Annotated in this window: 11 protein-coding genes; 5 read left to right on the forward strand and 6 right to left on the reverse strand. The window is 66.3% G+C overall.

Annotated features, from left to right (window positions below; genetic code table 11):
• The first annotated feature begins 4 nt into the window (after nt 1-4).
• From ACJ7Z0_RS07355 to ACJ7Z0_RS07370, 4 genes are all read left to right on the forward strand, one after another.
• Nucleotides 5-1,066: a PLP-dependent cysteine synthase family protein gene (locus ACJ7Z0_RS07355; RefSeq protein WP_434789305.1), complete on the forward strand. Its 1,062-nt coding sequence runs from the start codon at nt 5-7 to the stop codon at nt 1,064-1,066.
• A complete protein-coding gene (locus ACJ7Z0_RS07360) occupies nt 1,066-2,145 on the forward strand; it encodes a lipocalin-like domain-containing protein (protein ID WP_434789306.1) in 1,080 nt (359 codons plus the stop codon). The genes ACJ7Z0_RS07355 and ACJ7Z0_RS07360 overlap by 1 nt, the downstream gene beginning before the upstream one ends.
• Nucleotides 2,146-2,239: 94 nt before the next feature.
• A complete protein-coding gene (locus tag ACJ7Z0_RS07365) occupies nt 2,240-2,701 on the forward strand; it encodes a hypothetical protein (RefSeq protein ID WP_434789307.1) in 462 nt (153 codons plus the stop codon).
• 86 nt (nt 2,702-2,787) lie between these two features.
• Entirely contained in the window at nt 2,788-4,623 is a 1,836-nt protein-coding gene (locus ACJ7Z0_RS07370; RefSeq protein ID WP_434789308.1) for a bifunctional metallophosphatase/5'-nucleotidase, read from the forward strand.
• 56 nt (nt 4,624-4,679) lie between these two features.
• On the opposite strand, the gene ACJ7Z0_RS07375 is transcribed toward ACJ7Z0_RS07370, so the two are convergent.
• The 5 genes from ACJ7Z0_RS07375 to ACJ7Z0_RS07395 form a co-directional block, all read right to left on the reverse strand.
• On the reverse strand, nt 4,680-5,663 hold the full coding sequence (locus tag ACJ7Z0_RS07375) for a branched-chain amino acid ABC transporter permease (protein WP_431129916.1): 984 nt from the start codon (nt 5,661-5,663) through the stop codon (nt 4,680-4,682).
• Nucleotides 5,664-5,667: 4 nt separating this feature from the next.
• Entirely contained in the window at nt 5,668-6,543 is an 876-nt protein-coding gene (locus tag ACJ7Z0_RS07380) for a branched-chain amino acid ABC transporter permease (RefSeq protein WP_093017473.1), read from the reverse strand.
• Between the two features lie 82 nt (nt 6,544-6,625).
• Nucleotides 6,626-7,822: an ABC transporter substrate-binding protein gene (locus tag ACJ7Z0_RS07385; RefSeq protein ID WP_434789309.1), complete on the reverse strand. Its 1,197-nt coding sequence runs from the start codon at nt 7,820-7,822 to the stop codon at nt 6,626-6,628.
• Between the two features lie 58 nt (nt 7,823-7,880).
• Nucleotides 7,881-8,588, reverse strand: coding sequence for an ABC transporter ATP-binding protein (locus ACJ7Z0_RS07390; protein ID WP_434789310.1), 708 nt, complete (start codon nt 8,586-8,588; stop codon nt 7,881-7,883).
• A gap of 87 nt (nt 8,589-8,675) precedes the next feature.
• A complete protein-coding gene (locus ACJ7Z0_RS07395) occupies nt 8,676-9,446 on the reverse strand; it encodes an ABC transporter ATP-binding protein (RefSeq protein ID WP_431129906.1) in 771 nt (256 codons plus the stop codon).
• 217 nt (nt 9,447-9,663) lie between these two features.
• Here ACJ7Z0_RS07395 and ACJ7Z0_RS07400 point away from each other — a divergent pair, with 217 nt between their 5' ends.
• Complete coding sequence (locus tag ACJ7Z0_RS07400; RefSeq protein WP_434789311.1) at nt 9,664-10,863, forward strand: AGE family epimerase/isomerase; 1,200 nt, start codon at nt 9,664-9,666, stop codon at nt 10,861-10,863.
• Nucleotides 10,864-10,901: 38 nt separating this feature from the next.
• Here ACJ7Z0_RS07400 and ACJ7Z0_RS07405 read toward each other — a convergent pair whose 3' ends face one another.
• Complete coding sequence (locus tag ACJ7Z0_RS07405) at nt 10,902-12,464, reverse strand: DHA2 family efflux MFS transporter permease subunit (RefSeq protein WP_434789312.1); 1,563 nt, start codon at nt 12,462-12,464, stop codon at nt 10,902-10,904.

The following is a 12,464-nucleotide window of genomic DNA, read 5'->3' on the forward strand; positions in this document are numbered from 1 at the left end:
CGATATGCAGCAAACCCCTACCAGCTGGCAAGGCACAGCCATCCGCCGCATCGAAGCCGACTACCACCGCAGCGCCGACACGCACCTCATCCCGCTGCCGCTGCCAACGCTCGCCGCCCAGGGCATCGACCTGTACCTCAAGGACGAATCGACCCACCCCACAGGCAGCCTCAAGCACCGCCTCGCGCGATCTCTCTTTCTCTATGCGCTGTGCAACGGATGGGTGCGCGAAGGCACCACCATCGTCGAAGCCTCGAGCGGCTCGACAGCGGTCAGCGAAGCCTATTTCGCGCGCCTGTTGGGCCTGCCCTTCATCGCCGTGATGCCGCGCAGCACCTCGCCCGAGAAAGTGGCGCAAATCGCCTTCTATGGCGCGCGCTGCCACTTCGTCGACCACGCGGCGCAGGTCTACGAAGAGGCGCGTGCGCTCGCCGAGCAGACCGGCGGCCACTACATGGACCAGTTCACGTATGCCGAGCGCGCGACCGACTGGCGTGGCAACAACAACATCGCAGAAAGCATGTTCCAGCAGATGGCGCGCGAGCGGCATCCGGTGCCGGCCTGGATCGTGGTGGGCGCGGGCACCGGCGGCACCAGTGCCACCATCGGGCGCTATGTGCGCTTTCGCTGCCACGACACGCAGGTGTGCGTGGCCGACCCCGAGGGCTCGGTGTTCTCGGCCTACCACCGCACGGGCGACCCGACGCTGACGGCGGCGGGCTCGCGCATCGAAGGCATCGGACGGCCGCGCGTGGAGCCGAGCTTCATCCGCACGCTGGTCGATCGCATGATCGAAGTACCCAATCTCGATTCGGTGGCGGCGATGCATGCGCTCTCGGCGCTGCTGGGGCGCAAGGTCGGCCCTTCGACCGGCACCAACTTCATCGGTATGCTGGCCATTGCGCGCGAGATGCGCGCGGCTGGCCGGCAGGGTTCCATTCTTTCGCTGCTGTGCGACGCGGGCGAACGCTACCTGCCGAGTTATCACGATGCGGCCTGGGTGCAAAACGCATTCGGCGACATCGGACCGTCGCAGCAGCGCATCGACGCGCTGGTTGCGGAGTGATGCCGCCGCCTGCCTTCCTCAGTCTCTCCCGGCGCAGCCTGCTGCTCGCGGCGCTGGCCGCCGCAGCGCCCGCAAGCTGGGCATTGCCTGCGCGCGCGCTGCAGTTCCCGCGCGACTTCGGCAGCCACCCCGAACTGCAAACCGAGTGGTGGTACATCACGGGCCACGCGAAGACGCCGGCGGGACGCGAGTTCGGCTTCCAGGTGACGTTCTTCCGCTCGCGCGTCGATGCGGCGCAAGGCCTGCGCTCGGCCTTCGCGGCCAAGCATCTCGTGTTCGCGCACGCGGCCGTCACCGACCTCGAAGGCCGCGTGCTGCTGCACGACCAGCGCATCGCACGCGCGGGCTTCGGCATTGCGTCGGCCAGCGAAACCGATACCGACGTGCGCCTGCGCGACTGGTCGCTGGTACGCGGGGCGGACGGCAGCTATTGGGCGCACATCCCGGCCGGCGAGTTTTCGATCGACCTGCGCTTCGCGCCCACGCAGCCGGTGCTGCTGCAGGGCAAGGCCGGACTCTCGCGCAAGGGCCCGGAAGAGGCGCAGGCGAGCTACTACTACAGCGAACCCCAGCTCAAGACCCGGGGCAGGCTGACGCTCAGGAAAGGCCAGGCCTTCGACGTCGACGGCACCGCCTGGCTCGACCACGAATGGAGCGAGGCGCTGATGCATCCCGACGCCGTGGGCTGGGACTGGATCGGCATGAACCTGGATGACGGCAGTGCTCTCACCGCCTTCCGTTTGCGGCGCAGCGACGGCGGTGCATTGTGGGCGGGCGGCTCTTTTCGCACACGCGACGGTGCGCTGCGCATCTTCGGCAGCGACGAGGTGCGCTTCGACGGTGCGGGCGCGTGGACGAGTCCGCGCACGCAGGCGAAGTACCCGACGCAGTGGCGCGTGCAGACCCCATCGGGCAGCTTCGAGGTGCGCGCCCTGCTCGACGACCAGGAGCTCGACAGCCGTGGCTCCGCCGGCGGGGTGTACTGGGAAGGCGTGAGCGATCTGCTCGATGCACAGGGGCGCCGTGTCGGCCGCGGCTACCTGGAGATGACCGGCTACGCCGCACCGCTGCGGCTCTGAAAGCCCGCGCAGCCTCCTCCCGTCATCACGCTGTCATGCCGAGCCCCTGAACTCGGCTTTCGACATTGCACGACGGCCGTGCGCCAAGGCTCGAATGAAGAAGAACAGACCCCGGATCATCGCGCTGCTGATGCTTGTGCTGGCCGCTGCAGCAGGCATCGCATGGGCATTCGCAGCCGCGCGGCCTGCCTCGCCGGCAAACGGCGCCGTGCTCGAAATCCGCTGGCATGGCAACGGCATCATCCTGCAGGGCGCGGTGAGAGATGCGGCCACGCAGCACGCACTGGTCGAAGGCGCAACCGCACGGCTCGGCGGCGAGGCCGACCAGGTGGTGGACTGGCTGGACATCGCGCCCGAGGCGCTGCCCGTGGCGGACGCCGCGGCACTTGCCAGCCTCATCCGGGTGGGGCAAGAGGGCTGGCATCTGCAGCGGCGAGCCGCCAGTGGATGGCTCGCCGTGCAGTCGCCCGACGACGCGCGCAGTGCGCAGGCCGGCGAGCTGCTGCAACGCGCCTTCGGCCCCGACGTGGCCATTCGCCTGGTTCCCCTGCCCTGAGAACTCGAACGAAAAAAAGGCGGCGGTCACGGCGACGTCATCTGCCATCTTCAGCATGCGCTGCATTCCACAAAGAGGAGAGGCTCATGCACGCATCGTTGAAACCACGTCTCGCGCTGGCGGGGATTGCCCTGGCCGCGCTGTCCGCCTGCGGCGGAAGCGGTAATTCGAACGGCTTCATTCCGTTCTTCCCGTCGCCCGCACCGGCTCCCGCGCCGCCAGCCCCGCCGCCGCCCGCCACGCCCGGCAGCATGGAGGTGAAGCTCATTGCCTTCAACGACCTGCACGGCAACCTCGAGCCGCCCAGGCTGTCCATCACCGCACCGGCCAAGAGCGGCGGCACGGTCGCGGTGCCCGCCGGCGGCGCGGCCTACCTCGCTTCGGCCATTGCGTCGCTCAAGGCCAAAAACGAGAACAATGCCGTGGTGTCCGCCGGCGACATGATCGGTGCCTCGCCGCTGGTGTCGGCGCTGTTTCTCGACGAGCCGACCATCGAGGCCGTGAACGAGATGAAGATCGACTTCAACGCGGTCGGCAATCACGAGTTCGACAAGGGCCAGACCGAACTCCTGCGCATGAAGAACGGCGGCTGCGCCAAGAACACGCCGCTGGAGCCCTGCCGGGTGAACAAGGCGTTCCCGGGCGCCAACTTCGGCTTCCTCGCGGCCAACACCGTGAAGACCGACGGCACCACGCTGTTTCCCGCCACGGGCATGAAGACCTTCACGAAGGATGGGGCCACGGTGAAGGTGGCTTTCATCGGCATGACCCTCAAGGGCACGCCCAGCATCGTGACGCCGTCCGGTGTCGCGGGCCTGAGCTTCAAGGACGAAGCCGACACGGCCAACGCATTGATTCCGCAGCTGAAGGCCCAGGGTGCCGACGCCATCGTCGTGGTGGTCCATGAAGGCGGCACGACCACGGTGGGCTACAACGACAAGAGCTGCGCCGGACTGAGCGGCGACATCCTGCCGATCCTCGACAAGCTCGACGCTTCGGTCGACGTGGTGATCTCGGGCCACACGCACCGCTCGTACATCTGCGACTACGCAAAGACGAACCCGGCCAAGCCCTTCCTGCTGACGAGCGCCGGCCAGTACGGCACCTTGCTGACCGACATCAACCTGACGATCGACACGCGCACCCGCAAGGTCACGGCCAAGTCGGCCGACAACGTGATCGTCCAGGGCGAGGCCTACACCAGCGGCGCCAACACGATTGCGCTGACCGACCAATACCCTGCGTTCGGCAAGAACCAGCAGGTGGCCGCGCTCATCAGCCAGTACCTTTCGATCGCCGCCCCGCTGGTGCAGCGGGTGGTGGGCACGCTCTCGGCCACGGCAACGCGCACGCAGACCGCTTCGCGCGAGAGCGTGCTCGGCAACCTGATCGCGGATGCGCAGCTCGATGCCACCAGCGCCAGCAACAAGGGCGGCGCGCAGATCGCGTTCATGAATCCGGGCGGCGTGCGCGCCGACCTCGTGCCGGCCGGCGACGGCAGCGTGACCTATGGCCAGATCTTCAGCGTGCAGCCCTTCGGCAACAGCCTGGTGGTGAAGACGATGACCGGCGCGCAGATCAAGGCCGTGCTGGAGCAACAGTTCAACAGCGGCACCAACACGGTCGCTTCGCCCAGGGTGCTGCTGCCTTCGCGCAGCCTGAGCTACAGCTACAGCCTCTCGGCGCCCGCCGGCTCGCGCATCAGCAGCATGGCGCTCAACGGCACCGCGATGACCGACGGCACGAGCTACCGCGTGACGATGAACAGCTTTCTGGCCACCGGCGGCGACAACTTCACGGTGTTCAACCAGGGCACCGACACGCTCGGCGGCGACCAGGACGTGGATGCGCTGGAGGCCTACATCAAGGCGAACAGCCCGTTGGCGCCGCCGGCGACCAACCGCATCACCGTGCTGCCCTGAACGGGCCTGTCCCAGATGCAAAAAAGGCGGACACTGTCCGCCTTTTTTTTGTTGCATCAGACCTTGCTTTTTCGGCGGTCGATGAAGGCGATGACCTCGCCCATGATCCCCTTGCGGAATGCGAGCACGCAGATCACGAAGATCAGGCCCGTGACCATGGTCACCGATTCGCCGAGCGTGTTGAACCAGTCGACGCCGGTCACGCGTGCCATGAAGGTGCCGAAGTCGCCCACCTTGTTCTCGAGCAGCACGACGACCGCCGAGCCCACCAGCGGACCCGAGAGCGTGCCGAGGCCGCCCACCAGCGTCATCAGGATCACGTGGCCCGATGCGGTCCAGTGCACGTCGCTCAGCGACGCGAAGCCGAGCACCAGCGTCTTGAGCGAGCCGGCCAGGCCCGACAGCGCGGCCGAGATCACGAAAGCGAGCAGCTTGAAGCGGTTGACGTCGTAGCCCAGCGAAATGGCGCGCGGCTCGTTCTCCTTGATGCCCTTGAGCACCTGCCCGAAAGGCGAGTGCACGGTACGCGCGATCAGCAGGAAGGCCGCCACCACGATCACCAGCGCCACGTAGTACATCGTCAGGTCGTCGCGCAGATCGACGACGCCGAACAGCTTGCCGCGCGGCACGCTCTGCAACCCGTCTTCGCCGCCCGTGAAGGGCGCCTGCAGCACGACGAAATACATCATCTGTGCCAGTGCCAGCGTGATCATCGAAAAGTAGATGCCCTGGCGGCGGATGGCCAGCCAGCCGAAAACCAGCCCCAGCAGCGCGCCGGCCAGCGTGCCTGCGATCAGGCCGATCTCGGGCGTCAGGTGCCAGACCTTGAGCGCCTGGCCCGTGAGGTAGGCGGCGCCGCCCAGAAAAGCGGCGTGGCCGAATGACAGCATGCCGGTGTAGCCCAGCAGCAGGTTGAAGGCGCAGGCGAAGAGCGCGAAGCACAGCACCTTCATCACGAACACCGGATAGAAGCCGATGAAGGGCGCGACGACGAGCGCCAGCAGCAGCACCCCGTAGACGACGAGCGATATTTTCTTCATGGATTTATTTCTCGCTGCCGAACAGGCCCGCGGGGCGGATCAGCAGCACCACGACCATGATCACGAAGACCACGGTGGCCGAAGCCTCGGGATAGAACACCTTGGTCAGCCCTTCGATCACGCCGAGCCCGAGGCCCGTGAGGATGGCGCCCATGATCGAGCCCATGCCGCCGATGACCACCACCGCGAACACGATGATGATGAGGTTCTGCCCCATCAGCGGCGAAATCTGGATCACCGGCGCGGCCAGCACGCCGGCAAAGGCCGCCAGCGCCACGCCGAAGCCGTAGGTCAGCGTCACCATCAGCGGCACGTTGACGCCGAAGGCTTCCACCAGCCGCGGGTTCTCGGTGCCTGCGCGCAGGTAGGCGCCGAGCCTTGTCTTCTCGATGGCATACCAGGTGGCAAAGCACACGACCAGCGACGCCACGACCACCCAGGCGCGGTAATTGGGCAGGAACATGAAGCCCAGGTTGGTGCCTCCGCTCAGCGCCTCGGGCGTGCTGTAGGCGAGGCCGGACACGCCGTACACCGAGCGGAAGCCGCCCTCGATCAGCAGCGTGAGGCCGAGCGTGAGCAGCAGGCCGTAGAGGTGGTCGAGCTTGTAGATCCAGCGCAGCAGCAGACGTTCGATCAGCACGCCGAACAGGCCGACGATCAAGGGCGCCACCACCAGCATGACCCAGTAGTCGATGTTGAAGTAGGTCATCGCCATCCACGACAGCACCGCCCCCATCATGAACAGCGCGCCGTGCGCAAAGTTGATGACGTTGAGCAGACCGAAGATCACCGCCAGCCCCAGGCTCAGGATCGCGTAGAACGACCCGTTGACCAGCCCCAACAGGAGCTGGCTCAACAGGGCAGGCATGGAAATATTCATCGTGGAAACGAGGTTCAGATAGGCGTCATTGACTTCGCGTGAGGGCCGCTGCGCACGGCCGCCCGAAGCGGCCGAACAACAGTTACTTCCAGAGTGCGCAGGTGCTCTCTTCCTTGGTCGTGTAGACCTGGTCGCCCGGCACCTTCTTGATGATCTTCAGCAGGTCCCACGGGCCCTTGGATTCCGAAGGCTTCTTGACCTCGGCCAGCAGCATGTCGTGCACCATGCGGCCGTCGGGGCGGATCACGCCCTTGGCGTAGAAGTCGTTGATCGGCGTCTTCTTGAGGTAGGCCATGACCTTGTCGGCGTCGGTGCTCTTCACCGCCTCGACAGCCTTCAGGTAGGTCATGGTGGCCGAGTAGTCCGCCGCCTGGATGTCGGTCGGCTTGTTCTTGGTCTTGGCTTCGTAGCGTGCGGCCCACTTGCGCGACTCGTCGTCCGCGTCCCAGTACCAGCTGGTCGTGTGCAGCAGGCCCTGCGTGGCCGGCAGGCCCAGGCTCTTCACGTCGGTCAGGAACACCAGCAGGCCCGCGACCTTCATCGACTTGTCGATGCCGAATTCCTTCGACGCCTTCATCGAGTTGATGAAGTCGCCGCCGGCGTTGGCCAGGCCCAGCACCTGCGCCTTGGAGTTCTGCGCCTGCAGCAGGAAGGACGAGAAGTCCGAAGCATTGAGCGGTGCCCGCACCGTGCCCACCACCGTGCCGCCCTTGGCCTTGACGACCTTGGCGGTGTCGCCCTCGAGCGCATGGCCGAAGGCATAGTCGGCCGTCAGGAAGAACCAGCTCTTGCCGCCGGTGTCGACCACCGCGCCGCCGGTGCTCTTGGCCAGCGCGACGGTGTCGTAGGCGTAGTGCACGGTGTAGGGGCTGCACTGCGCGTTGGTCAGCGCCGAGGTGGCCGCGCCATTGGTGAAGAACACGCGCTTCTTCTCCTGAGCCACCTTGGATGTGGCCAGCGCGACGCCCGAATTGGTGCCCGCGAAGATCATCGTGGCACCGGCGGTGTCGATCCATTCGCGCGCCTTCGAGGCCGCGATGTCGGGCTTGTTCTGGTGGTCGACGCTCAGCACTTCCACGGGCTGGCCGAGCACCTTGCCGCCCATGTCGTCGATGGCCATCTGGATCGCCGCTGCGCCGCCCTTGCCTTCCAGGTCGGCGTACAGGCCCGACAGGTCGCTGATGTAGCCGATGACGACCTTCTCCTGCGCCTGCACGGCATGGCTGGCGAGACCCGCGGCTCCGAGCATGAGTGCAATGATTTTGAGCTTGTTTTGCATGGTGTCTCCTGGGATGGTTGAGAGAGTCAACGGAAAAAAAGCGATGGCATGGCCGCGGCTACACGCCCAGCAGCTCGCTGAGCACGGGCATCTTGGCGTCGAGCTCCTTGGCGCCGAAGGCCTCGACCATGCGACCGTGCTCCATCACGTAGAAGCGGTCGGCCAGCGGTGCGGCGAAGCGGAAGTTCTGCTCCACCATCACGATGGTGTAGCCCTTGGCGCGCAGGGTGTGGATCATCCGGGCCAGCGCCTGCACGATCACCGGCGCCAGGCCTTCGGAAATCTCGTCGAGCAGCAGCAGCTTGGCGCCGGTGCGCAGGATGCGCGCCACCGCGAGCATCTGCTGCTCCCCGCCCGAAAGCCGTGTGCCCGGGCTGTTGCGGCGTTCGGCCAGGTTGGGAAACATCTCGTAGATCTCGGCCACCGACATGCCCTGCCCCGCACCCTTGAGCGCCGGGGGCAGCATCAGGTTTTCCTCCGCCGAGAGACTGGCGAAGATGCCGCGCTCTTCGGGGCAATAGCCGATGCCCAGGTGCGCGATGCGGTGCGTGGGCATGCCAATGGTCTCTTTGCCATTGACCTCGATGCTGCCCTTGCGCGTGCCGGTCAGGCCCATGATGGCGCGCAGCGTGCTGGTGCGCCCGGCACCATTGCGGCCGAGCAGCGTGACGACCTCGCCGGGCTGAACGACCATGTCCACGCCATGCAGCACGTGCGATTCGCCGTACCAGGCTTGCAGCCCCTTGATCTGGAGTGCGGCGGTCATGGAGCCTCCTGCCGGGCCGCCCCAAAGGAGGCTCGCGCCCCCTCGGGGGGCAGCGCATACACGAAGTGAGGAGCGTGGGGGTTCATGTCAGTGAGCCCCCTGCAGCTGGCCGTCGGTGGTGCCCATGTAGGCTTCCATGACCTGGGGGTTGTTCGAAACCTCGGCGTAGGGGCCTTCGGCCAGCACGGCGCCGCGCTGCAGCACGGTGATGGTGTCGGCAATGGTCGACACCACGCTCATGTTGTGCTCGACCATCAGGATGGTGCGGCCCGCAGACACGCGCTTGATGAGTTCCGCCACGCGGTGCACGTCCTCGTGGCCCATGCCCTGCGTGGGCTCGTCGAGCAGCATCAGCTCGGGGTCCATGGCCAGCGTGGTGGCGATCTCGAGCGCACGCTTGTGGCCGTAGGGCAGGTTCACGGTGAGTTCGTCGGCCTGGTCGGCCAAGCCGACTTCGGCAAGCAGTTCACGGGCGCGCGCATCGAGCGGCTTGAGCGTCTTCTCGCTCTTCCAGAAGTGGTACGAGGTGCCGAGCGCGCGCTGCAGTCCGAGGCGCACGTTCTCGAGCAGCGTGAGATGCGGGAACACCGCCGAGATCTGGAACGAGCGGATGATGCCGCGCCGCGCGATCTGCGCCGGCCGCTCGCCGGTGATGTCGTGCCCGTTGAAAAGAATGGTGCCGGCGGTCGGCTCGAGAAACTTGGTGAGCAGGTTGAAGCAGGTGGTCTTGCCGGCGCCGTTGGGCCCGATGAGCGCGTGGATCGATCCGCGCACGACCGACAGGTTCACTTTGCTGACCGCCGTGAAGCCCTTGAATTCCTTGGTGAGCTGGCGTGTTTCGAGGATGACGTCGCTCATCTCGCGAAGTCGCCCGGGTTCAGGAAAGATATGTCGGTCATGCGGTCCATCTCGATGCGCCACTACCGAGCGCGGCCTGATTGTTCGTGGGTGCCTCCCGCTTGCATACTGGGGCAAATGCCTATGCTGCAGTGCAACCTGTGCGCACCCGCGGTCCCTGGCATCGGGCAACTGTCGTCACAATGACAATGACTCGCCGGATCTGACCTCTACGCCCATGCCGAACTTCCGCTCGCCCGATTTCCTGACGGACCACATCCTGCACACGCTGGCTTTCTACGCGCCGGTCAGCCGCGACTCGTCAGGCGGCTTCTTCCACTTCTTCAAGGACGACGGCACGGTGTACGACCGGCGCACGCGGCACCTTGTGAGCAGCACGCGCTTCGTCTTCAACCATGCCATGGCCTACCGGCGCTTCGGCAGGCCGGAAGACCTTGCAGCCGCGCGCCACGGCCTGGCTTTCGTGCAGCATGCGCACGCGCGGCCGGGCGGCGGCTACGCGTGGCAGATCGACTGGCACGACGCACGCGCCACGGTGCAGGACGACACCAACCATTGCTACGGCCTTGCCTTCGTGCTGCTCGCGCATGCGCACGCGCTGATGGCCGGCATCGGCGAAGCGCGCGCGGGGCTGGGGCAGACCTGGGAGTTAATGGAACAGCGTTTCTGGGAGCCGCAACATGCGCTCTATGCGGACGAGGCCAGCGCCGATTGGCATGTCAAACCCTACCGGGGCCAGAACGCCAACATGCACGCCTGCGAGGCGATGCTCGCCGCGTTCGAGGCCACGCAAGAGGCGCGCTATCTCGATCGTGCGCTCACGCTTGCGGAATCGGTCACGGGCCGGCAGGCCGCGCTGGCCGACGGGCTGGTCTGGGAGCATTACCGCGAAGACTGGTCGATCGACTGGGACTACAACCGCGGCGACAAGAGCAACATCTTCCGGCCCTGGGGGTTCCAGACCGGCCACCTCACCGAGTGGACCAAGCTGCTGCTGCAGCTCGAGCGCGCGCTGGTTGCCGCAGGCCGCGAGGCAAAGTGGATCGTGCCGCGCGCACGGCACTTCTTCGACATCGCCATGCTGCGCGGCTGGGACGCCGGCAACGGCGGGCTGGTCTACGGATTCGGCCCCGATGGCGCGGTGTGCGACGGCGACAAGTACTTCTGGGTGCAGGCCGAGAGCTTTGCCGCCGCCGCCCTCCTGGCCATGCGCACCGGCGACGCCGGCTACTGGGCCTGGTACGACCGCATCTGGACCTACAGCTGGGCGCACTTCGTCGACCACCGGCATGGCGCGTGGTATCGCATCCTCACGCCCGACAACCGCAAGCTGAGCGACGAGAAGAGCCCGGCCGGCAAGACCGACTATCACACCATGGGTGCGTGCTATGACGTGCTGCGCGCACTCGGCGCCTGAAGAAGCGCGCCTTTCTTCTCCGCGAGCTTGGTGCGAGCCTAGTGCGCCCCGGCCGCGGCGTCGCCGCCCGCACCGCCGCGCTGCGGCCTTGCCAGCCACACCAGCGGAATCAGCAGCAGGAACAGGATTGCCGATGCATAGAAGATGTCGTTGGTGGCCAGCATGAACGACTGCTGGTCGACCACGCGGTTGACCTGCCCCAGCACCTGCTCCGTGCTGAGGCCGCTGCTCGTCAGGCCGGACATGGCGCTGGCCGCTGCGTTGTTGCCCAGGTTCACCGACTCCGCCAGCTGCGAATGATGCAGCGCCGCCCGGTTCTCCCACAGCGTGGTGGTGATCGACGTACCCATGGCGCCCGCGGTGATCCGCAGGAAGTTCGACAAGCCCGACGCGGCCGGAATGCGGTCGGGCGTGAGGCCCGACAGCGTGATGGTCACCAGCGGGATGAAGAAGAACGCCATCGCAATGCCCTGGATGATCGTCGGGATGATGATCGTCACGAAGTCGGCCTGCGTGTTGAAGTTCGACCGCATCCACAGCACCAGCGCAAACACCAGGAACGAGAAGGTGGCGTAGCGGCGCGGATCGATCTTGGCGACCGTGAGCCCGACCACCGGCGAGAAGAGGATGGCGAGCAGCCCGACCGGCGCCATGATCATGCCGGCCTGTGTGGCGGTGTAGCCCATCCACTGCTGCAGCCACAGCGGCAGCAGCACCACGTTGCCGAAGAACAGGCCGTAGGCCACGGCGGTGGCCACCGCGCCCGACCAGAAGTTGCGGCGCTTGAAGAGCGACAGGTCGACCACCGGATGCTTGTCGGTCAGCTCCCAGATGAGGAAGAACGCGAAGCCGACCACGGCAATGACCGCCATCGTGACGATCTCGGGCGAATGGAACCAGTCGAGTTCCTTGCCCTTGTCGAGCATGAGCTGCATCGAGCCGACCCACAGCACCAGCAGCGCGAGTCCGATGGCGTCGATCGGCACCTTGTGCGTGGTGCTTTCACGCTTGCGATAGAGCGCCCACGTGATGGCCGCCGCCACGATGCCGACCGGGATGTTGATGTAGAAGATCCACGGCCACGAGATGTTGTCGGTGATCCAGCCGCCCAGCAGCGGCCCCATCACCGGCGCGACCAGCGTCGTCATCGACCACATCGCCATCGCAAGGCCCGCCTTGGCGCGCGGATAGCTCGACAGCAGCAGCGTCTGCGACAGCGGAATCATCGGACCGGCAACGAAGCCCTGCAGCGCGCGGAACAGGATCAGCGTCGTCATGTTGGGCGCCAGGCCGCACAAGAGCGAGGCGATCATGAACAGGATCACGCTGGCCATGAACAGCCGCACCTGGCCGAAGCGCTGGGTCATGAAACCCGTGAGCGGCACCGCGATGGCATTGGCCACCGCGAAGCTGGTGATGACCCAGGTGCCTTGCGTGGTGCTCACGCCCAGGTCGCCTGAGATGGCCGGCAGCGACACGTTCGCGATCGACGAGTCGAGCACGTTCATGAAGGTGGCGGCCGAAAGCGCGATCGTGCCCCAGACGCGGGCGGCGCCCTCGAGCGGCGGATGCGCAACGTACGCGGGAGCAGCAGTGGCCAT

This window comes from Variovorax palleresanus (genome assembly GCF_051144945.1).
In the GTDB taxonomy this organism is placed as follows: Bacteria; Pseudomonadota; Gammaproteobacteria; order Burkholderiales; family Burkholderiaceae_C; genus Variovorax; species Variovorax paradoxus_S.

Excerpts from the sequence above, each read along its gene's own strand:
- ACJ7Z0_RS07355 (WP_434789305.1), top strand. The coding sequence starts at position 5 with ATGCAGCAAACCCCTACCAGCTGGCAAGGCACAGCCATCCGCCGCATC.
- ACJ7Z0_RS07360 (WP_434789306.1), top strand. The coding sequence starts at position 1,066 with ATGCCGCCGCCTGCCTTCCTCAGTCTCTCCCGGCGCAGCCTGCTGCTC.
- ACJ7Z0_RS07365 (WP_434789307.1), top strand. The coding sequence starts at position 2,240 with ATGAAGAAGAACAGACCCCGGATCATCGCGCTGCTGATGCTTGTGCTG.
- ACJ7Z0_RS07370 (WP_434789308.1), top strand. The coding sequence starts at position 2,788 with ATGCACGCATCGTTGAAACCACGTCTCGCGCTGGCGGGGATTGCCCTG.
- ACJ7Z0_RS07375 (WP_431129916.1), bottom strand. The coding sequence starts at position 5,663 with ATGAAGAAAATATCGCTCGTCGTCTACGGGGTGCTGCTGCTGGCGCTC.
- ACJ7Z0_RS07380 (WP_093017473.1), bottom strand. The coding sequence starts at position 6,543 with ATGAATATTTCCATGCCTGCCCTGTTGAGCCAGCTCCTGTTGGGGCTG.
- ACJ7Z0_RS07385 (WP_434789309.1), bottom strand. The coding sequence starts at position 7,822 with ATGCAAAACAAGCTCAAAATCATTGCACTCATGCTCGGAGCCGCGGGT.
- ACJ7Z0_RS07390 (WP_434789310.1), bottom strand. The coding sequence starts at position 8,588 with ATGACCGCCGCACTCCAGATCAAGGGGCTGCAAGCCTGGTACGGCGAA.
- ACJ7Z0_RS07395 (WP_431129906.1), bottom strand. The coding sequence starts at position 9,446 with ATGAGCGACGTCATCCTCGAAACACGCCAGCTCACCAAGGAATTCAAG.
- ACJ7Z0_RS07400 (WP_434789311.1), top strand. The coding sequence starts at position 9,664 with ATGCCGAACTTCCGCTCGCCCGATTTCCTGACGGACCACATCCTGCAC.
- ACJ7Z0_RS07405 (WP_434789312.1), bottom strand. The coding sequence starts at position 12,464 with ATGGCCACTGCTGCTCCCGCGTACGTTGCGCATCCGCCGCTCGAGGGC.